The sequence below is a fragment of the Alcanivorax sp. DG881 genome, from assembly GCF_000155615.1.
In the GTDB taxonomy this organism is placed as follows: domain Bacteria; phylum Pseudomonadota; class Gammaproteobacteria; order Pseudomonadales; family Alcanivoracaceae; genus Alcanivorax.
In genome coordinates this window covers 1907153-1927053 of sequence record NZ_DS989915.1, presented here as the reverse complement: position 1 = coordinate 1927053, position 19901 = coordinate 1907153, and the positions used below count along the sequence as shown (strand labels likewise).

Genomic DNA, 19901 nt, shown 5'->3' with positions numbered 1-19901 from the left:
TGACCGGACCGACTGTGGGAGAAGGCCCCTTGGCCAAGAATAAGCGCGATATTGATCTGAAGGTAAAGCAGGACGAACTGGAGAGCACAGCAGCCAGGCTGTTCTTGTCGCTGGGCTACGATGGTACGTCCATGAGCCGTATTGCCAGGGAGCTTGGGGTCGCCCCGAATACCCTGTACTGGTATTACGCCAGCAAGGATGAACTGTTGGTGGCTGTACTCAACCGGCAGATGTCGCAGACCCTCGTTCACCTGCCGACCATCGTGGATGAACCCTTGAAGGACAAGATGGCCTGGGCGTTGCGGGAATTCGAACAGAGCCGCGAACTGGTCACCACGGTGCATGCCCGGCTGGAACAGTCCGCGGTGATCCGGGAATGGCATGACCAGTTTCACCGCTTTGTGGAGGCGGCGGTGATCCATACCCTGAAAGCGGACGGTGTGGCGCAGGAGCGCGCGACCATGCTGGCCACAGTGGGCACCTTTCTGGTGGAAGGGTTGTTGGCCCACCCTCACAGTAAGCGTCAGCGTGAGGCTATCCTGCAGTGGTTTGCTGACAGCGCCTTGCCTGCGTAGCCGTGGTGCCCGCTGGATTGTCCTCTGCGCACTCCTCATGAGGCATACCGAGTTAGCTGTCTTCTCGGCGCAGGTGTTGCTCTTGGCTCTGATCGCCTCTCAATCGTCTTGGTCTGCCACCTTTATTTGCTGCCTTCAGGAGGAGCATACTTCTGTAAGAAAAATATAAAACGGGGAAGGACACCATGAAAAGGAACTTCACGGCCTGCCTGCTGGGCGGAATGCTGTATGCGGTCTTATCCGGCTGCGCCACACATGAAACACCGGACCGGTTATCCCGGATCACCGGCGTGTCCGGGGACAAGGCGGTCACCGCAGAGGATCAACAAGGTTATTTGCGCAGCCGTTTCTGTCAGGAGCTGCTACTGCGCTTTGGTGTAAAAAGCTACGAGGGCGGCGGTCGCACCGATGCCTTGCAGCGCTGTCTTGATGACACGGCGTCTGCAACCCCTTATCCCAGGGATGCCTTTTCGATCGCGTTGTCAGGAGGTGGGGCCCGTTCGGCTTCGTTTTCCATGGGCGTTTTGAAGGCGCTCAATCACAGTGGTTTATTGGAAGAAGCGGATGCCATTTCATCGGTTTCCGGTGGTGGCTATACCTCCTACTGGCTGATGTCGCAGCGTTTCTACGGGACCATGTACGCGGAAAATCTGGATGGAAGCCTGGCAGAAAAACTTCCCGCTACTAACCGGGATTATTACGCCAACGTATTGAAAGGCATGGCGGGTTCCGCCGATGTGGCGGCCACGCCGTTTTGTCAACTGGTGGCAAGCAAGCACCAGGATGAGCAGAATGTGGACAATCTGTCTCCGCTTTTTCTGTCGCGAACTGATGGCAGCATCCTGGCGGATGACGCCTATCAGCGCCATATCGCGGCCCAGTCTGACATTATCAACTATTCCAGTAATGGTGCCGTACAGGCCCTCGAGAGCGGTGGGTTGGTTGCATCCCATGTGGTGTCGTTGCCTTTCTACTGGGTTACGGATGGTTTTCTGAATCTGCGACTGATCAATGGTTCGGTGTTTACCAATGCCTATAGAAAAGGGCTGGAGCGGGCTTACGGCCTGGCACCCAACGCCGACCATGATGAGTACGTTGACTACTTCGAGCATGAACCGGATCAGTTCATGAACGCCCAAAATGGCAGCGTGCTGTTTTGGCGCAAGGCTTCCCAGACAGAGGAGCTACATTTTAGCCATCTGCGGGAGTTTGCGCTGGCCTATAACAGCTGTGCGGATGCCCTGGTCGATGCCGGTCAAGCGGTGCCGCCATTGTCTCTGCCAATTATCAATACCAAGCTGATCCGGCCGTACAGTTTTATTGATGATGACGAAAATTATGATATGGCCTCACTGGAGAAAAGTGTCTTTACCTTCTCACCGGTTCAATGGGGGTCGGCCCATACCAGTTACCAGCCAGAGCAACAGCTGCTGGCCCCGATCTCCTTTTCGAAAGCGGTGGCTACATCCGGGGCGGCAGTGGATGAGGGGGCCAGACAGTTGCGGGGGCTGGGGGACTTTTTTGTGTCTGCGGCCAACATGAATCTTGGCTATGAGATGCGCAACCCGGCCACCCAGGAAGGCCCTATGGGGAGTGCCTGGTTCTGGACCTACAAGCTGTTGGGTGGTTTCCCCTTGAAGTTCGTCGTGCCGGAGGATTACCACGCTACACTCCGTATTAGTGATGGCGGCCATGCCGAGAACCTTGGTCTGTATTCCCTGATTGAACGCGGTACCCGGCGGATTGTAGTGGTGGATGCCGAGCATGACCCCGACTATGAATTCGAATCGCTCAAACGTATTCGGGCCAACCTGGATGCCAATTTGGGGATCGAGCTGAAGTGTGCCGAAGACGCGTGCCCCCTGGCTGGTGATTATATTCAGCGCCAGGGCGCCGGTGTGTTTGAGCTGACAGCAACCGGTTTTCCCTGGCAAGAGCCAAGCCAGATCATTTATGTGAAGCTGTCGCTTGATGAAAACAGGCTGGCTGACAATCTGGCCGTGCCGCCAGATCAGGCCTGCCTGACTTCGCTAGCGGATCTGGGGGAGGGGGCGGCCCATTACTCCTGCAATGTGGCCCGCTATTACGACAGTGAATCCGCCCAGCGCAATGCCTTTCCGCAGAACATCACGGCGGATATCTGGTACAGCGAGGAGCAGTACGCAGCCTATCGTGATCTGGCTTATTTTATCGGTGTTACCAAGCTGACTCCCAGGCTCAATGGCTGGAAAGCGATAATCCAGGCGGAGCGGGAACAGGCCCGGAATCTGGTCGGCCAATACCGTGCTGGTCGCCCGGTTTCTCCCTGATGCAGAAAGTCCCGGCCAGGCAGAAGATGGGCCCACATTTGGCGGTTAGTGATTGACGGTTGCTGTTTTCATGGGGCGGGATTACTTCCCGGGTCAATGTAAGGAGGTCCCTTGTTGCCGGAGATGATGGAAAGGCAGGTTATACCGTGGCGTATAGCGAGGGTAGACTGGTTAGCCAATCTGGCACGGATCCTGTGGCAGCAATGAAAAGTCATCAAAGCGAGAGTCGGTATGAATGAAATGGAGCAGGCTGAAGACGAATTTGCCCAGAAGGCAATGGTTGAAGCCGTGGAAAACCAGATTGCGGATGGTCACCCCCGTGAGGCGGGGATGGTGATGATGGCATTGACGAAGAATGGTCTGGATCATGATGCCGCGCTGGAGAAAATGGCGGATGTACTGGCCAGCCATGTGGCGCTGACCATGGATGGCGAGACGCCGTTTGATATCAACGCCTATGCGCGGGATCTTCTGCAGCTGGCCAAGGACTGACGCCAAGGTGTTCGTCAGGCACCAGGCTCTCTGTGCAATGCGGTATGAGGGAAAGACACTGCTCCGTTCATGTCACTCCCTCAATGCCGCGATACATTTTTAGGTTTGTCGCGGCATTGAGTGATCAGCCAGCTTCAGAACTTGTCGCATTATCCCGCCCTGGCAACCGCTGGACGCCGGATGGGCGCTAGCTGTATGCCCCAGCCGAGTAAGTCAGCTCATAGCTGTGGCTGTAGATTTCCAGAATGTTGCCGAACGGGTCTTCCATGTAGACCATGCGGTACGGTTTTTCGCCCGGGAAATACTCCCGCACGGGCATCCGTTGTTTGCCGCCGGCAGCAACGATCTTCTCAGCCAGGCCTTCCACGTCCGGATCCTGCACGCAGAAATGGAAGACCCCGGTTTTCCAGTATTCAAAATTATTTTCCGGCTTTTCCGCATTGTTGAACTGAAAAATCTCCACACCGATACGGTCGCCAGTGGAAAGGTGGGCAATGCGTAATGATGTCCAGCCAGCACCGAACACATCGGTACACATGACGCCGACGGCACTGTCATCTTCGCTGATGGTGGTGGGGGGCATGATCAAATACCAGCCGAGCACCTCCGTGTAAAAACGCACGGCAGCGTCCAGGTCGGTGACGGAAAGACCAATGTGAGAAAAATTGCGTGGGTAAGTCTGGCTCATGGGGGCTCCTCATGGTTGATGGTGATTGCTGTTGTCGAGCATGAGGAAAGCGTACGGGTGTCGTGGTATAAGTTAAACTGAGTGCTGCTTATTATATTGATAAGGTTTTCTTATGATGAATCCGCAATGGTTGCGTTCATTTGTGGTGCTGGCGGAGCGTGGCAGCTTCACGCGCACGGCGGACCAGCTGGGGCTGACGCAGGCGGCGGTCAGCCAGCATATCCATCATTTGGAAGCGCAGCTGGGGCCGTTGCTGATTCGCCGTCCCCGTCAGGTTGAATTGACCCCGGCAGGCCAGGCGCTGCTGGGCTATTGCGATGATATGGAGCAGGCGGAAAAACGCTTGAATTTGCGGTTGTCAGGGGCGGACGACCGGCAGGGTGAAATCAGCCTGATCACCCCAGGCAGCATTGGCCTGTCGTTGTATCCGCTGCTGCTGGATTTGCAGGCCTCTTATCCGGGGTTGTCTGTGCGCCATCGCTTTGCACCGGATCAGGATGTGCTGGAGGGGGTGCGCAACAATCACTTTGAGTTGGGGCTGGTTACCCTCAAGCCGGATGACCCGCGCCTGGTGGCGTGCCACTTTGCCGATGAGCCGCTGGATTTGGTGGTGCCCGCCACGGCCACAGTAAACAGCTGGGAAGACCTTGAAAGCCTGGGCTTCATTGATCACCCGGATGGACACGCCATGGCATCGCGTCTGCTAAGTCGGGTGTTTCCCGGTAATCGGGGTATTCGCAGTATCGCCTGCAAGGGGTTTGTTAATCAGGTCGGCTTGATTCTGGAGCCGGTGGCGCGTGGCTTTGGGTTTAGCGTGATTCCGCGTTATGCCCGTGAAGCCTATGCCCCGGGGGAGGCGATTCGGGTAGTGGAAATGGGTCCGCGTGTGGTCGATGCATTGTGGCTGATTTATCGCGCGGAGTGGCCACTGTCGGCTCGTGCCAGGTTTGTGGCCAGCGAGTTGGCATCCCGTCTAACGGGGGAGACGTTGGTGCTGGTTTAGGGAGGTAGGCAAGGTGGCGCCATGGAGAACGCCAGCCTCTACACATCAAACATGTGTCATGCGTCATCCATCATGCTGCTTGCGTCAACGTGGACTTGTGTCGAGTGCACCTTTGCCGCTAACTCCACTATAGTCAGTGGCTGTTGTTTATTCGCCAGGAGCCGCGCCATGTCATCCCAGCCCTACGCCGATATCGGCCATAGCATTACCCGTATCGACACCGCCATGATGCGCGAAGGGCTGGCGGCTTGTTATCTGCTCCAGGGCGGCGACGAGTACGCCGTCATCGAGACGGGCACCCATAACACCGTGCCGATTATCCTTGCCTTGCTCGAGCAGCGGGGCATCGAGCGCGGACAGGTCAAATTTGTTATCCCTACCCATGTGCACCTTGATCATGCCGGCGGTGTGGGTGGCTTGATGCAGGCGCTGCCAGCGGCCACCTTACTGGTTCACCCCCGTGGTGCCCGGCACATGATTGACCCTTCGAAACTCAAGGCGGGTGCTACAGCGGTATACGGTGAAGAGGCCTTTGCAAAAGTCTATGGGGATATTATTCCTGTGGACGCGCAGCGCGTGCGGGCAATGCATGAAGGGGACCACGTGATGGTCGGCGAGCGGCGTCTGGATTTTTACGATACCCCGGGCCATGCCCGCCACCATTTCTGTGTTTATGACTCCCTGTCTGCCGGTATTTTTACCGGTGATACCTTTGGGCTGTCTTACCCACCCCTGACGACCGAGCAAGGCCCTTTCATCTTGCCCACCACCACGCCGGTGCAATTCGATCCGCAGGCGTTGAAAGCGTCCATTCGCAAGTTGTTGGCGCTGAATCCCCGGCGCATGTTTCTGACTCATTATGGGGCCATGGATACGCCCCAAGAGCCCGGCGAACGTTTGCTGGCGATGGTGGATGATTACGTGGCGCTGGCAGAAGCCGCCGCTCCCGGCGATAACGCTACGTTGCTGCCGCGACTGGAATCTGCCATGCAGGACTATCTGTTTGCCAAGGCTCGCGACCATGGTGTCGCCCTGTCGGAGGATGAACTGCAGGATGCGCTCGGGTTTGATATCAACCTGAACAGTCAGGGCCTGCTGGTATGGCTTCAGCAGCAAAAAGGGTAAGCCCTGGCGAACCAAACCCGGCCAGGTGCGTCCAACGGTTTTTCCAGGGAGAACAACGATGACATTCATTCGATGCAGTGCGTTATGCGGGGTGCTGCTGGTCAGCGCGGCCCAGGCCGAACCGGTAACCCCGTTGCCGCAGCTGGAAGCCTACACGGTGCCGGAGGCCTGGCTGCAGCCCATGGCACCGCTGCAGATTGCCGATAACGTCTGGCAGATTGGTACCGATGAGCTGACCTCGCTGCTGCTGAAAACCCGCGACGGCGCCATCCTCATTGATGGCGGGATGCCCCAGAGTGCCGAGCATCTGCTGGCGAACATGGAGGCTGTGGGGGTGGCGCCGCAGACCCTGAAATGGATTCTGGTCAGCCATGGCCACGGCGACCATGCCGGCTCGCTGGCGGCGATCAAACAGGCCACCGGTGCCCGGCTGGTGGCCAACGCTGAAACCGCCATGCTGATGGCGGACGGTGGTGCCAACGATATTCATTTTGGTGACGATATCCTTTATCCGCCAGTGCGGGTGGACCGGCAGATTCAGGACGGCGAACAGGTCTCTCTGGGCAACCTCACACTCACCGCCCATTTCATTCCGGGCCATACCCCCGGCAGCATGGCCTGGACCTGGCAGAGTATGCGAGACGGAGAAAAGGTGGATATTGCCTACGTGGACAGCCTGACAGCGCCGGGCTATCAGTTGGTGGATAACCCGCGTTATCCCCACATCGTTGAGGCTTTCACCGGCACCTTCAAAACCGTGAAGCAATTACCTTGCGACTTGTTGCTGACGCCGCATCCCGGTGCCAGTGGTTGGAATTATACCGATGTCACTCAGTCGACACGGATGGATTGTGCCGACTATGCGAAGAAAGCGGAAAAAACGTTACGTGAGCAACGCAAGGCCCAGCAAGCGGATTGATTCATTCAGCTGAAGGAATCAATCGGCTGATTGCCCTTGTTCACACCGGGGCGGCTGGCCATAGTGTCTGCAATAGTAGTTGCACTCATTCTGTTTGGAGCCAACATGTCTGACGATACCTACACGCCACCCCGGGTCTGGAAATGGGACAAGGAAAGCGGTGGCAAGTTTGCCAATATTAATCGCCCCATTGCCGGCCCCACACACGACAAGACACTGTCGATCGGTGAGCACCCCTTGCAGGTTTATTCCCTGGCCACGCCCAACGGGGTGAAGGTCACGGTGATGCTGGAGGAGCTGCTTGAGAAAGGTCACCAGGGGGCTGAGTACGATGCCTGGTTGATCAATATTCAGGATGGCGATCAGTTTGGTAGCGGTTTTGTGGACGTGAACCCCAACTCCAAGATTCCCGCACTGATGGACCATAGCGTGAACCCGCCCCAGCGGGTGTTCGAGTCCGGCAGCATTCTGCTTTATCTGGCGGAAAAGTTCGGTGAGTTTTTGCCCCGGGACCCGGCAGCCCGCACCGAAACCCTGAACTGGTTATTTTGGCAAATGGGCAGTGCGCCGATGCTGGGGGGTGGCTTTGGCCACTTCTATGCTTACGCACCGGAAAAATACCAATACCCTATCGATCGTTACACCATGGAAATCAAGCGGCAGCTTGATGTGCTGGATCGCAGGCTGGCGGATAACACGTACCTGGCGGGTGATGAATACACCATCGCGGATATGGCCGTGTGGCCGTGGTACGGCGCGCTGGTCACCAACAAGGTGTATGAGGCGGCGGAGTTTATCGAAGCCCATACGTACACCAATGTATTGCGTTGGACCCACCAGATTGCCGAGCGCCCGGCCGTGAAGCGTGGCCGCATGGTGAACCGGGCCTGGGGTGATCCGGCCAGCCAGCTGCTTGAGCGTCACGATGCCAGTGACTTTGAGTTGAAGACCATGGACAAGCTGCAAGGCTGAGGGCGTTCGTTAAACCGAATGCGCCCTTGGGTAAATGCGACCTACGGAGCCAGTGGTGAGTTTGTAGGTCGTGTTAGCCGCGTAGCGGCGTAACCCGACATTGAGCTTCACGTGCCGCAAAAGGTCTGAAAGACTTGCTCGCCGGGTGCGGCTGATTGCCGATAAGGATCGTTACTGTCCCGGTCCGCATAAGGTTCGGCCAATGCATCTAATAACGCACGGGTTGGCGCCATATCGTTATCGTCGCTGGCGGCATTCAGCGCCTGTTCCACCAGATGATTGCGCGGTATCACCGCCGGGTTGTGATTACGCATCAGGCACAGCGATGACGCCAGGGGTTTTCTGTTGCGGGCCAGTCTTGCTCGCCACTGTTGGTGCCACTGCTGGAAGCTTTCATTCTGGTATTGCTCCCCGTCAGGCAGGCCGTCGTTGATCAGATCACGGAACGTATTGGTGTAGTCCGCGTTCTGCGCCTGCATCCAGGTGAGTAAATCAGCAATCAGCTTGTCGTCCTCTGCTTCGCTTCCGAATAATCCCAGTTTCTTGTTCATCATGGCGCGCCATTTTTCTTCGTAACGCTGACTGAATGACTTCAGCGACGCGGTGGCTTTTTCGATCGCGGTGTCCGTGTCTTCGTCGATCAAGCCGAGCAGGGTTTCCGCAAAACGGCCCAGGTTCCACTGGGTGATGCTGGGCTGGTTTCCATAGGCATAACGTCCCTGGCGATCGATGGAGCTGAATACCGTGTTCGGGTCAAAATTGTCCATAAAAGCACAGGGGCCGAAATCAATACTCTCGCCGGACAGGGTCACGTTATCGGTGTTGAGTACGCCGTGAATAAAGCCCACGCGCATCCAGTTGACCACCAGATCTATCTGGCGATCCATCACCGCTTCGAACAGGGCCAGCGCCTTGTTCTCTGCCCCCTCCAGGGAGGGGTAATGGCGCGCGATGGTGTAATCCACCAGTTGTTCCAGCAGGGCGGGATTTTGTTGCCCGGCGGCGTATTGGAAGGTGCCTACACGAATATGGGATGTTGCCACCCGGGCCAGGATGGCGCCGGGAAGCAGTGTGTCCCGGTGCACCCGGTCACCGGTGTGGGTGACGGCCAGGCTGCGAGTGGCAGGAATATTCAGGGCGTGTAGCGCTTCACTGATTATGTATTCGCGCAACATGGGGCCAAGGGCCGCGCGCCCGTCGCCACCTCGGGAAAAGGGGGTGCGCCCGGCGCCTTTAAGCTGGATGTCGCGGCGTTGCCCGCTGTCATCAACGTGTTCGCCCAACAGGATAGCGCGGCCATCGCCGAGCATGGTCAGGTTGCCAAACTGGTGGCCCGCATAAGCCTGGGCAATGGGCTCGCTGCCATCCAGTAATGCATTGCCACTGAAAAACTCAGGGTGCGTCGACAAGGCCTCGCTATCCAGCCCAAGTTCCCGGGCCAGTGCATCGTTAAACAGGGCAAAGGCCGGTGTGCTGACCGGCTGTGGCGAGCAATCTGAAAACAGAGGCTCCGGCAGCCGGCGGTAGGTGTTGTCGAAACGAAAGCCGAACGGGCTTGGCATGCAATATCCTGAATGGTGGCAGTGAATGTGACTGCCCACAGGGTATCAGAGTCTGCGCGGCCGGGTGACCTTGCCGATGGCGGTATTGTCCAGATAGTCCGCCCAGGCCTGCAGCATCTCCCGGCGTTTATCCAGGTAGGTTTGACGGTCGGCCGGTTCGTCGCCGGTCTGGTTGAGTAGCTGGGATTGAATCTGCTCTGCCTGATAGCCCAGTTCGCCCAGTGCGGTGGCGGCCAGGGTGCGCAGGTTGTCGGTGGAAACCGGTGTGGTCCGTGTGACTTTTTTCAGTGCCGCGGAAAGGGTGCTGGCGCCCAGGTGTTTTTTGCGATCGCGGGTGCCGGGAAAGATGTACTCCTGGCGGCCGGTGATGGGCTCGATTTCCCGCAACAGTTCCACCGCCTGGCGCGGCAAAGGCACGGTAATGATCTTGCTGCCCGTGGGGCTCCCGGTGCTGTTGCGGTGGATGCGCCACTCGCCGGCGTCCAGGTCCATGTCGGACCAGCGTGCGTTGACGATTTCGCTGGGGCGGGCCAGCAACCACACCGTGAGTTTGAGGGCGGCGGTAGTGGTGGTGCGGCTCCACTGGCCGAGAACGCCGCTGGCCAGATCGAGAATCTGCTCACGGGTACTGAGCAAAAACTCCGGTTCGGTACCGGAGCCAGTGAGCCGGCGGCGCAGGGCGCCGGTTTGCTGGTAGCCCGCCACGCCGGTATCACGGGCATGGGTGTAGATTCGCTTGCCGATGCCCAGAACACGCTTGCCCCTGTCCAGATGCCCCTCGGCGCCGAGGGCGGCCGCCAGGGATTTCAGGTCTTCGGGGGTCACTTCACTGACGACCCGTTTGCCAATGCTGGCAATCAGGTAGTTTTCCATTTGCCGCTTGGTGCGCCGGAATTGTTCTTCCGACACTTCCAGTCGATAGACGCGCTCCAGCCAGTCTCGGGCCACCGCTTCAAAGGTTTCCACCGAGGGGCTGAAGACTTCCCGCTTGACGCAACGGCTGATCGGGTCGATGCCATCGGCGATCAGTTCCCGGGCTTCATCGCGCAGCTGGCGGGCAAAGCTCAGGGTGACTTCCGGGCAAGGCCCCAGGGTGATGACTTTGCTGCGGCCGTCGAAACGGTAGCTGAGTTTCCAGGTACGGTTACCATCGGTTTCTACCAACAGGTAGAGCCCCTTGTCGTCATGGAGTTTGTAGTCTTTCTGGAGCGGTTCGGCGTTGCGAACATCCGCGGAAGTCAGGGCCATGGCTCGCTGCAACTCAGAGTCAAAGTGGTGCGCCGCACAGGCGGTGCTTGTTCCAATAAACTACCCAGCTTTGTGGTGGCGTTCAATTGCTGTTCGGTCAGCGCAATGGCGCCTCAGGGTGAGCGGTTTACACCAGTGTGTAACGAAAACGCCGCCAGGGGTGCTGGCGGCGTTTTATCGGAGTCGTTTGTTAAAGGCGGTTATTCCACCGGGTTAACACACTCCGCCCGAGAGGGATCCTGCTTGCAGCGAACCTTGAGCAGCAGGGACATCATGTCTTTGCTGTATACCCCTTTCTTGGTCAGCTCGATGCGGGCTTCGCGCATCATTTCGTCATAACGCAGCTTGTCTTTCTCGGGAATGCGAATCCACCAGCGGTCGGCAATTTCATTGCTGGCGTTATCAATCAGCTTCATGGCGCGATCAAACTGGCTGAACATGAAGGCACGGGATTTCTGGCCATAGCCTTCCGGGAATTTATCCTTTTTGAGAATGACCTGGGCGCTCAGCTGGCCCAGTACGTAGTCAAGGATACCGCCATCCGGCGCCATGCCCTTGTAGAGTTCCAGTGCGGAGTAACCCATTACCGGGGCAAAGCAGATATCCACGGAACCATTGTTGAAGCGGGTGGAGAAGTTGGTGATATCGGACATGACCGGCGACATGCCGACCCGGGAAGCCATGCTGGCCTGGGCGCTGTCATATTCCAGTACCGCGATGGATTTGCCCGCCAGTTCTTCAACGGTGTCGATTTCCTTGTCTTTCAGGAACAGGAAGGCCGCGCCGAGCGGGGCAACCCCGCCCACTTCATAGGGGCCGGAAACCAGATGTTGATTGACGCTGGGGCTGTTGCTGGCAATCACCGCAATCACTGTTCTCATGGCGTCGTAGCTGGGGATGGCACCAATGGAATCCATGCTGCCGGTGTAGCTGTTGAACTGACGCCCGCGAATACCGGTTAGCACGGCGGCATCACATTGCCCGGCTTTCAGGTCTTCAGAGGCAATTTTTTCATCGGTGTAGGGCTTCAACTCTACATCCACGCCCCACTCGACAGCGGCAGTCTTGTAGTCGCGCATGATGTTGAAGGTGTCACCATTGGCGCCGATGATGTCGAAGACGCAAAAGGTTCGCTTGGTCAGTGCCATGGCATTGCCGCTCAGGGACAACATGGCTGCGGTGGCCAGGGCTACCAGCCCCATTCTTGTTTTCATGGTGTGCTCTCCAGAAAGTGAACTTGCTGGCATGACCAAAACGGATTGCCAGTTTCATGAAGTGCATTTTGTTGGCTAAACCCGGTGGATGCTGTGCATAACGTGTTGTGGACAGGACGGGGAAATGTTGCGGGTGTATACAAAGTGTTAACACCTGTTGGTTCTTGTCGTTGTCTTCACGTGCGGTGGCGCCTTGCCCGGGCACCTGCATGGACCTTTTGTCTCATTTACCCTGCATCCCCCTGTGCTACTGTCTGGAGGAATGAAACCTCGTCACTGGACGAAAGGAAGGAGTCGCCCCGGTGGAATTTGATCCGTTCCTGTTGGCCCGGCTGCAGTTCGCCGCCAATATCAGCTTTCATATCCTGTTTCCCACTATCACCATCGGCCTGTGCTGGGTGCTGTTCTACTTCCGCTTGCGCTACACCTTCTCCGGTGACAAGGCCTGGGAATATGCCTACTTCTTCTGGGTGAAGATTTTTGCCCTCAGCTTTGCGCTGGGGGTGGTGTCGGGCATCACCATGAGTTTTCAGTTTGGCACCAACTGGCCCGGGTTCATGGAGCGGGCGGGGAATATCGCTGGCCCGTTGCTGGGGTATGAAGTGCTGACGGCCTTTTTTCTGGAAGCCTCATTTCTTGGCATCATGCTGTTCGGGAAAAATCGGGTGTCCAACCGCCTTCACCTGGTGTCCTGTGCGCTGGTGGCAGTGGGCACCAGTTTCTCCGCATTCTGGATTCTCAGCCTGAATTCCTGGATGCAGACTCCTACCGGGTTCCGCCTGGAAGACGGCGTATTCTTTGTGGAGAGCTGGTGGGAAGTGATTTTCAATCCATCGTTCCCCTATCGCCTTGCGCATATGTTCAACGCGTCTTTGCTGACGGCGGCGTTCCTGATTATGGGGATCAGTGCCTGGCGAGCCATGCGAGGGGTGGATGGTCCGGCCACCTGGAAAGTGATGCGCACCGGTGCATTGATGGCAGCAGTGCTGGCGCCCCTGCAAGTCTGGATAGGCGACCTTCATGGCCTGAATACCCTGGAGCACCAGCCAGCCAAAATTGCCGCCATGGAAGGGGTGTGGGAGACCGAGCGCAATGCTCCACTGACCCTGTTTGGCTTTCCCGATGAGGAACAGCGCACTACCCATATGGCCATTAAAGTGCCTGGGCTGGCCAGCCTAATTCTTACCCACGAATGGGACGGTGAGCTGAAAGGACTGAATGAGTTTGACGGTGATCACCCGCCAGTGGCACCGGTGTTTTGGGCCTTCCGGGTTATGGTGGGAATCGGCGTGCTGATGGTTCTGGTGGGCTGGTGGTCTGTCTGGAAATTGTTTCGCGGCCCGCGTGAAAGTCGGGACGGTAACGTGTGGTTGTTGCGAGCTCTGTCGGTGATGACCTTCTCCGGCTGGGTGGCCGTATTGGCCGGGTGGTATGTGACGGAAATTGGCCGTCAGCCCTGGGTGGTCAGCGGCCTGCTCCGTACAGCCGACGTGGTGGCCGATCACAGTAGCGCGACGGTGGCGGGTACCTTGTTTGGCTATGTGCTGCTGTACCTGTTTCTGCTGGTGTCCTATATCGCGGCGCTGCGTTACATGGCGACCAAGCCCGCCCGCTCCTTGTCATTGAGCCCACAGCAACGGGCCATGGAGGCTGAGCTGGATGACGATGAACATGCAGAAGGAGAGAGATAATGGATCTTGGATACTGGCTTCCGCTGTTCTTTGCCGGCGCCATGGGGCTGGCACTGCTGATTTATGTCGTTCTGGATGGCTATGACCTGGGTATCGGTTTGCTGTTGCCATTCGCCAACGAGGAAGAAAAGGACGTGATGGTGGCCTCGATCGGGCCGTTCTGGGATGCCAACGAAACCTGGATTGTTCTGGGTGTGGGTATTTTGTTGATTGCGTTCCCGCAGGCCCACGGGCTGGTACTGACCGCATTGTATTTGCCGGTGACGCTGATGCTGATGGGGCTGATACTGCGTGGCGTCTCGTTCGATTTTCGCGTTAAGGCGGGCGACAAGCACAAGGCAAAATGGAACGCGCTGTTTGCGCTGGGGTCCCTGGTGGCTTCAGTGTCCCAGGGCTGGATGCTGGGCGCTTTCGTGACCGGCCTTACCGGGGATGCCACCAACACCTTGTTCGCCGCTTTGATTGCGTTGGCCCTGCCTGCGCTTTATATCATGCTGGGTGCCTCCTGGTTGCTGATCAAAACCGAAGGAGCCTTATTCGATAAAGCGGTGCGCTGGGGGCGCCTGGCAGTTTTGCCCATGGGGGCATTCCTGTTGCTGATCTCCATTGCCACGCCCCTGGTCAGCTCTACCATTGCGGCTAAATGGTTCACCTTGCCCAGCGCCATCGGTTTGATGCCCATTCCGATTGCCACGGCGTTGGCCTATGCCGGCCTGATTTGGGTTTTCAACAGTCGGCAGATTCTGGATAACGGCTATGGTTGGCTGGCGTTCCTGTCATTGATTGTCATGTGTGTGCTGGCCAGTATCGGGCTGGCGTACAGTTTGTTTCCGGACATCGTACTGGGGCGTTTGTCGATCTGGGAGTCTGCATCAGCAACGGAGTCACTGTTGTTCACGTTTTGGGGAACGGTGATTACCCTGCCAATGATTCTTTGCTATACCGTCTTTGTTTACCGGGTGTTCCGAGGCAAGGCGACCAACCTTAGCTACGAGTAAAAAAGGTTCTTCGCGGATTAGAGTGAATAACACGTTTCTTGCCATCTGCCTGGTTTATCCCGAATGCCCGGCACTTTGCCAAACGCTCGACGCCGGATGCCTGACGTAAACCGACATAGCCTGAGAGGCTGTCGTTATTCCGGCATCTCTTTTAAGAGGTGTCTTGAGGAATTGTCAGGGCCATCATTGAGGCAATAATCGGATAATGCATTTTGTACAAAAAGTATGGCGGACAAGGCGGGGTCATGGGACAAGTTCTGACGCTGGCTGATCACACAATTCCGCGATGAATAATAAAAAAGGGCGCATATAGGCGCCCTTTTTATTGTTCCGTTACGCCAGCAGTTTCAGCAGGGCTTTTGCTCCGGCTTCCGATGAGGCCGGGTTCTGCCCGGTCACCAGATTGCCATCGGTGACCACATGGCTGGCCCAGTCGTCGCCTTTTTCATAGACGCCGCCATTGGCCTTGAGCATGTCTTCCACCAGAAAGGGAACGATATCGGTGAGCTGCACACCGTCTTCCTCGCCATTGGTGAAACCGGTGACGGCACGGCCTTTGACCAGCGGTTCGCCGTTATGGCGAGTGTGACGAAATACGGCGGGGGCATGGCAGACAGCGCCGATGGGTTTGCCGCTGTTGTTGAAGGCTTCAATCAAGGCAATGGAGTGGGCATCTTCGGCCAGGTCCCAGAGCGGGCCATGGCCGCCGGGATAGAAGACGGCATCAAACGCCTGGGTATCCACCTGGGCCAGGGGCCGGGTGTTGGCCAGGGCAGCTTTGGCATCGTCATCTTGATTGAAGCGACCGGTGGCAGCGGTTTGTGCCTCCGGTGAGTCACTTTTGGGATCCAGTGGCGGCTGGCCGCCTTTGGGGGAGGCGAGGGTGATCTGTGCGCCAGCATCCTTGAAAACATAGTAAGGCGCGGCAAATTCTTCCAGCCAGAAACCGGTTTTGTGGCCGGTGTCGCCCAGTTGGTCGTGGGAGGTGAGAATCATCAGAATATTCATGGTTGCTCTCCGTCAGTTTCATCTCAGTGCCACCCCGAAGCCGGGGTGGGGTTGTGCAAGAGTGGGGTGGTTAGAGGCTGGCGTGCAGCACCCGCCGGCATACGTCGGGGGTGACGTCGTTGTGTTCGCCTAGCGCGGTCATACCATGTTCCTCGAGGCTCTTGATCAGCGGTTCGATATGTTCTTCAGCCAATTGGTAATCCCCGAGGCGGGTCTTTACGCCCAGGCTTTCGAAGAAGGCGCGGGTTTTTTCAATCGCTGCCTCGGCCTGCTCTGACTCGCTGCCTTCATGGATAGACCAGACCCGTTGTGCGTACTGCACCAGCTTGCCGTGCTTGGCATCCTTGCGTTCTGTCAGCATGGCAGGGAGCACAATGGCCAGGGTCTGCGCATGGTCCAGGCCATGCAGGGCAGTGAGTTCATGGCCCAGCATGTGCGTGGCCCAGTCCTGGGGAACGCCGGCACCAATCAGGCCATTGAGCGCCAGAGTGGCGACCCACATCAGATCAGCGCGCACCGAATAGTTTTCCGGGTCGCTCAGGGCCTGCGGACCGATGTCGATCAGGGTTTGCAGCAAGCCTTCCGCGAAGCGGTCCTGTACCGGGGCACTGGCCGGGTAAGTCAGGTACTGCTCGACAATATGAACGAAGGCATCGACCACGCCGTTTGCGACCTGCCGGGGGGGCAGGGTGAAGCTTTTGGTGGGATCCAGTACGGAAAATTGCGGGAACACATGCTCACTGTGGAACGGCAGTTTGGCTTGCAGGGACTTGCGTGTGACCACGGCGCCCTTGTTCATTTCCGAGCCGGTGGCGGGCAAGGTCAGGACCGAACCGAATGGCAGTGCACGGTGAATATTGGTGCCGCCCTTGAGCAGGATGTCCCAGGCATCGCCGTCGAATACGGAGGCCGCAGCGACAAACTTGGTGCCGTCGATGACGGATCCGCCACCGACTGCCAGCAGGTAATCGATGCCGTCGCGCTGCACCACGGTTACCGCTTCCATCAAGGTTTCAAAGCTGGGGTTGGGTTCAATGCCGCCAAACAATTGTACCTGGCGGTTACCCAGTGCGGCTTCTACTTCGCCCAGGGTGCCGGTGCGGCGGGCGCTCTCGCCGCCAAACAGAATCAGGACCTTGGCGTCGGCGGGCACCAGGGTGTCGAGAGCGGCAATTTTCCCTTCGCCGAAGGCAATGCGGGTGGGGTTGTAGAAATCGAAGTTGTTCATGGAGCGGTATCCTTGATTGATGGCTCTTGATTCGGTGGATGGTTTTTAAATAGACCGGTCGTCTAGAGTTGATGGGTAAAAAAGCCCGCTTAATAGCGGGCACAGTTGTATTCAGTGTGGTTGTGTCAGCGTGCGAGCATGCTCTGGGTCAGCGTCATGGCCTGATTCATGGGCTGCGTATTGCGGTGCAGCTTGGTCAGCAGGCTGGCGCCCAGCCATAGCTGGTACAGGTTGCCGGCGGTCTGCTGGGCTGGCTGCGGATGCAGGGAGCCATCGGCAATGGCGGCGTCGATGCAGTTGGCAATGCGCGCCATGACTTGCTCGGTACCATCACGCAGGGTGATGCGCATGGCTTCGGACAGGTCGGCCACTTCGGCGCTCAGTTTGACCACCAGGCAATCGCGCAGGCCGGCGGGGCCGCAGTAGTTTTCCTGCCAGTCCTGCCAGTACTGCATCAGCCGACTGATGGCCGGGGTGCCGTCATCGGCGAAGCGGGCATCCAGGTCTTGTACGTAGCTGGCAAAATAATCTTCCAGCAACGCCTGGCCAAATTGCTCTTTGGACTGAAAGTAGTGGTAGAACGAGCCCTTCGGCACGCCGGCCGCTTGCAGGATGGCGCTCAAGCCGACGGAGCTGAAACCGCGGGCAGCCAGAATATCGCGACCCGTATCCAGCAGGTGCTGGCGGGTGTCGAGGTGTTTGTCTGGCTGATCGATGGCGGTTTGTGTGTTCATGGGCGGCACTCTAACACTTGATTAGACCGGTCGTCTAGCGTTGCGGCAGCACCGCGGGTTTGTCCATGAACAGGGCGGTGCGGATCAGGTCCACATAGATCTGCTCCTTGCCGCCATGGCTGAGCAATGACAGGACCTCGCCGTTATTCAGGTTTAACTGAATCTGGCTGTTCAGGTAGCTGCGCTCGCCGGTGCTTAGTATCTGGTTGAGCTGAATGGATTCCACTTCCCTGAACGCAATGGTCCGGGGGCCCTCGGGCAGCGTGATGACCTGTTCGCGACGATCGATGCTGGCCTGGCTGGTACTGGATGCCAGCAGGTAGAGGCCTACCAGGGTGAACGGGATCGACAGCATCAGGCTTTGCATCATGCCGCCCCATTCCAGTTGCTGAAACGGAGTATGGGCAACCATCAGCGCGTCGTAGAGAAAATACAGCTCTACGATCAGCCCGCCTTGTGGTGCGATGATAAAGCTCAACCCCATGGCGCTGAGTATGCCGCTGCGCTTTACCTGTAGCCGGTCGGCCTTCACGGCCCGGATGCGCCCGGTCACAAAGTTGCTGGCGTTACGGGTAGGGGCCGTCACGTTGCGGTGCGCGCCGGGATCCAGCCTGAGTGAGGGAATGTCCTCCGGGCGGCTGGCCAGCCAGCGCTGCTCTTCCTTGTTCAGGGCATTCCCGGAGCGAGTGACAATGCCTAGCCCCAGGCCGGCCAGTGCAATGAACAGCACCAGGTTGCCGATCCAGGTGCGCAAGAAGCTGCGTTGCAGCCGGGAAACGCCGGACTGCTGGGTGACCAGTATCTTGTCCAGGCCGGCGCGGGTCTTTTCCAGGTGGGTAATCAACCAGCGGTCGTGGTCACTGAGGGTGGGTTTGGTCCGGGTCTGCGCAATGCGGTCGCTGAGTTCCTGCTGCTTTTGTTGTTGCTTGAGCAGGTTTTCCTGCATGCGGACCATGGCGTCCTGATGCATGCGCCAGTGGTCCTGGGCGGTAGAGATGGCGCCCCCCACAACCAGGGCAATAAAGGTGGCAATCAGTAAACGGTAAATCCATTTCATTATCTGCAGGTCCGTCGGCAGTGAGGGGCGCAAAGAGCAAAGAGTTGCGTATATTACAGGGTTGCCAACGCAGGGGTAGGGCAATGGATGCTTGACCTTGTCGCGCGGGGATATGAGGCTTGCCGCCATACGGATCACTTAATTCAGGATGCTTTCATGTCAGAACTGATTCTGCACCACTACACGCTGTCCCCGTTTTCCGAGAAAGCCCGTGCCATGCTGGGGTATGCCGGCTTGCAATGGCAGTCGGTCACCGTGGCGGAAATGCCGCCGCGCCCCAAGTTGGCGCCGCTGGCCAGCGGCTACCGGAAAATTCCGGTGGCGCAGATTGGCGCTGATGTTTTTTGTGATACCCGCACCCTCAGCCGCGAAATTGCCCGGCTGGGCAACAAACCCGAGCTGGTGGTGGAGAATTGCAGTGAAGAGGTGCAGGCCTTCGTCCGTGAGGTGGACCTGGAGATTTTCCTGGCCTCCATTGTCACGGCGGGGAATTTCACCCTGTTGCGCCGGGTGCTGAAAGAGTCGTCGTTGCTGGATCTGGGGCGCTTGTTGCTGGACCGGATCAAGATGGGCAGCAAGTCGAAAGTGAAAGCCGACAGCCCCCGCGAAATGCGTCGCAAGGTGGCCGCGCATCTGGATCATATGGAAACCCTGCTGACCGGGAATTTCCTGTTTGGCGATGCGCCCAATGCCGGTGACTTTTCCGCCTACCACAGCCTCTGGTTTCGCCGTGATCTGGCCGGGCGAAGCATTGCGGGTAGCCATCCGAAAGTGGAGGCCTGGATGAACCGCATGCAGGCCTTCGGGCAGGGCACACGCAAGGATATCAGTGCGGATGACGCGCTGGAGATTGCCCGCCAGGCTACGCCGCGGGCCCTGCCCGAACAGGTGGAGCAGGCGCCTTTGCTGGGTCAGGCCGTGCGAGTGGCACCGTCAGATTATGGCCGTGAGCCGGTGTTCGGTGAGCTGTGTTATTGCGATGATCGCACGCTGGTGGTTCGTCGTGATGATGCCGTGGTGGGGCAGATTCAGGTGCATTTTCCCCGCGATGGTTTTGTCCTTTCAAAAGCAGACTGAC

At 57.9% G+C, this 19901-nt stretch carries 18 protein-coding genes; 10 read left to right on the top strand and 8 right to left on the bottom strand.

What is annotated here, in order from left to right:
- Positions 1–29 precede the first annotated feature (29 nt).
- The 3 genes from ADG881_RS08630 to ADG881_RS08620 all read left to right on the top strand — a co-directional run bounded on the left by ADG881_RS08630 (position 30) and on the right by ADG881_RS08620 (position 3376).
- Complete coding sequence (locus ADG881_RS08630; RefSeq protein ID WP_007150516.1) at positions 30–575, top strand: TetR/AcrR family transcriptional regulator; 546 nt, start codon at positions 30–32, stop codon at positions 573–575.
- A 185-nt stretch (positions 576–760) separates the two neighbouring features.
- Positions 761–2884: a patatin-like phospholipase family protein gene (locus ADG881_RS08625; RefSeq protein ID WP_007150825.1), complete on the top strand. Its 2124-nt coding sequence runs from the start codon at positions 761–763 to the stop codon at positions 2882–2884.
- Between the two features lie 231 nt (positions 2885–3115).
- Positions 3116–3376 (top strand): hypothetical protein, encoded by a 261-nt coding sequence (locus ADG881_RS08620; RefSeq protein WP_007149947.1) that lies wholly within the window; start codon positions 3116–3118, stop codon positions 3374–3376.
- A gap of 187 nt (positions 3377–3563) precedes the next feature.
- Here ADG881_RS08620 and ADG881_RS08615 read toward each other — a convergent pair whose 3' ends face one another.
- A complete protein-coding gene (locus tag ADG881_RS08615) occupies positions 3564–4064 on the bottom strand; it encodes a lactoylglutathione lyase family protein (RefSeq protein WP_007150956.1) in 501 nt (166 codons plus the stop codon).
- Between the two features lie 112 nt (positions 4065–4176).
- On the opposite strand from ADG881_RS08615, the gene ADG881_RS08610 reads away from it, so the two are divergent.
- From ADG881_RS08610 to yghU, 4 genes are all read left to right on the top strand, one after another.
- Positions 4177–5067, top strand: a complete 891-nt coding sequence (locus tag ADG881_RS08610; RefSeq protein ID WP_007149496.1) for a LysR family transcriptional regulator — start codon at positions 4177–4179, stop codon at positions 5065–5067.
- Between the two features lie 168 nt (positions 5068–5235).
- Entirely contained in the window at positions 5236–6192 is a 957-nt protein-coding gene (locus ADG881_RS08605; RefSeq protein ID WP_007148953.1) for an MBL fold metallo-hydrolase, read from the top strand.
- 58 nt (positions 6193–6250) lie between these two features.
- Positions 6251–7111 carry a subclass B3 metallo-beta-lactamase gene (gene bla, locus ADG881_RS08600; RefSeq protein ID WP_039926466.1) on the top strand — a complete coding sequence of 287 codons (861 nt, stop codon included), beginning with the start codon at positions 6251–6253 and terminating at the stop codon, positions 7109–7111.
- 105 nt (positions 7112–7216) lie between these two features.
- Complete coding sequence (gene yghU / locus ADG881_RS08595) at positions 7217–8083, top strand: glutathione-dependent disulfide-bond oxidoreductase (protein WP_007149184.1); 867 nt, start codon at positions 7217–7219, stop codon at positions 8081–8083.
- A 107-nt stretch (positions 8084–8190) separates the two neighbouring features.
- Here yghU and ADG881_RS08590 read toward each other — a convergent pair whose 3' ends face one another.
- The 3 genes from ADG881_RS08590 to ADG881_RS08580 all read right to left on the bottom strand — a co-directional run bounded on the left by ADG881_RS08590 (position 8191) and on the right by ADG881_RS08580 (position 12107).
- A complete protein-coding gene (locus ADG881_RS08590; protein WP_007150058.1) occupies positions 8191–9645 on the bottom strand; it encodes a YdiU family protein in 1455 nt (484 codons plus the stop codon).
- Positions 9646–9690: 45 nt separating this feature from the next.
- The gene (locus ADG881_RS08585; RefSeq protein WP_007148817.1) at positions 9691–10893 is read right to left on the bottom strand and encodes an integrase arm-type DNA-binding domain-containing protein; all 1203 of its coding nucleotides are present in this window, start codon (positions 10891–10893) and stop codon (positions 9691–9693) included.
- 200 nt (positions 10894–11093) lie between these two features.
- Entirely contained in the window at positions 11094–12107 is a 1014-nt protein-coding gene (locus tag ADG881_RS08580) for a putative solute-binding protein (protein ID WP_039926465.1), read from the bottom strand.
- A 302-nt stretch (positions 12108–12409) separates the two neighbouring features.
- Here ADG881_RS08580 and ADG881_RS08575 point away from each other — a divergent pair, with 302 nt between their 5' ends.
- Both ADG881_RS08575 and ADG881_RS08570 read left to right on the top strand, forming a co-directional pair.
- Positions 12410–13798, top strand: coding sequence for a cytochrome ubiquinol oxidase subunit I (locus tag ADG881_RS08575; RefSeq protein WP_039926464.1), 1389 nt, complete (start codon positions 12410–12412; stop codon positions 13796–13798).
- Positions 13798–14796: a cytochrome d ubiquinol oxidase subunit II gene (locus ADG881_RS08570; protein ID WP_007149179.1), complete on the top strand. Its 999-nt coding sequence runs from the start codon at positions 13798–13800 to the stop codon at positions 14794–14796. The genes ADG881_RS08575 and ADG881_RS08570 overlap by 1 nt, the downstream gene beginning before the upstream one ends.
- 333 nt (positions 14797–15129) lie before the next feature.
- Here ADG881_RS08570 and ADG881_RS08565 read toward each other — a convergent pair whose 3' ends face one another.
- The 4 genes from ADG881_RS08565 to ADG881_RS08550 all read right to left on the bottom strand — a co-directional run bounded on the left by ADG881_RS08565 (position 15130) and on the right by ADG881_RS08550 (position 18823).
- Positions 15130–15804, bottom strand: coding sequence for a type 1 glutamine amidotransferase domain-containing protein (locus tag ADG881_RS08565; protein ID WP_007151504.1), 675 nt, complete (start codon positions 15802–15804; stop codon positions 15130–15132).
- A gap of 70 nt (positions 15805–15874) precedes the next feature.
- Positions 15875–17032, bottom strand: coding sequence for an iron-containing alcohol dehydrogenase (locus ADG881_RS08560; RefSeq protein WP_007151465.1), 1158 nt, complete (start codon positions 17030–17032; stop codon positions 15875–15877).
- A 125-nt stretch (positions 17033–17157) separates the two neighbouring features.
- On the bottom strand, positions 17158–17766 hold the full coding sequence (locus ADG881_RS08555; RefSeq protein ID WP_007149094.1) for a TetR/AcrR family transcriptional regulator: 609 nt from the start codon (positions 17764–17766) through the stop codon (positions 17158–17160).
- A gap of 34 nt (positions 17767–17800) precedes the next feature.
- A complete protein-coding gene (locus ADG881_RS08550; protein WP_007150718.1) occupies positions 17801–18823 on the bottom strand; it encodes a hypothetical protein in 1023 nt (340 codons plus the stop codon).
- 156 nt (positions 18824–18979) lie between these two features.
- Here ADG881_RS08550 and ADG881_RS08545 point away from each other — a divergent pair, with 156 nt between their 5' ends.
- Positions 18980–19900 carry a glutathione S-transferase family protein gene (locus ADG881_RS08545; protein WP_007150042.1) on the top strand — a complete coding sequence of 307 codons (921 nt, stop codon included), beginning with the start codon at positions 18980–18982 and terminating at the stop codon, positions 19898–19900.
- Position 19901 lies beyond the last annotated feature (1 nt).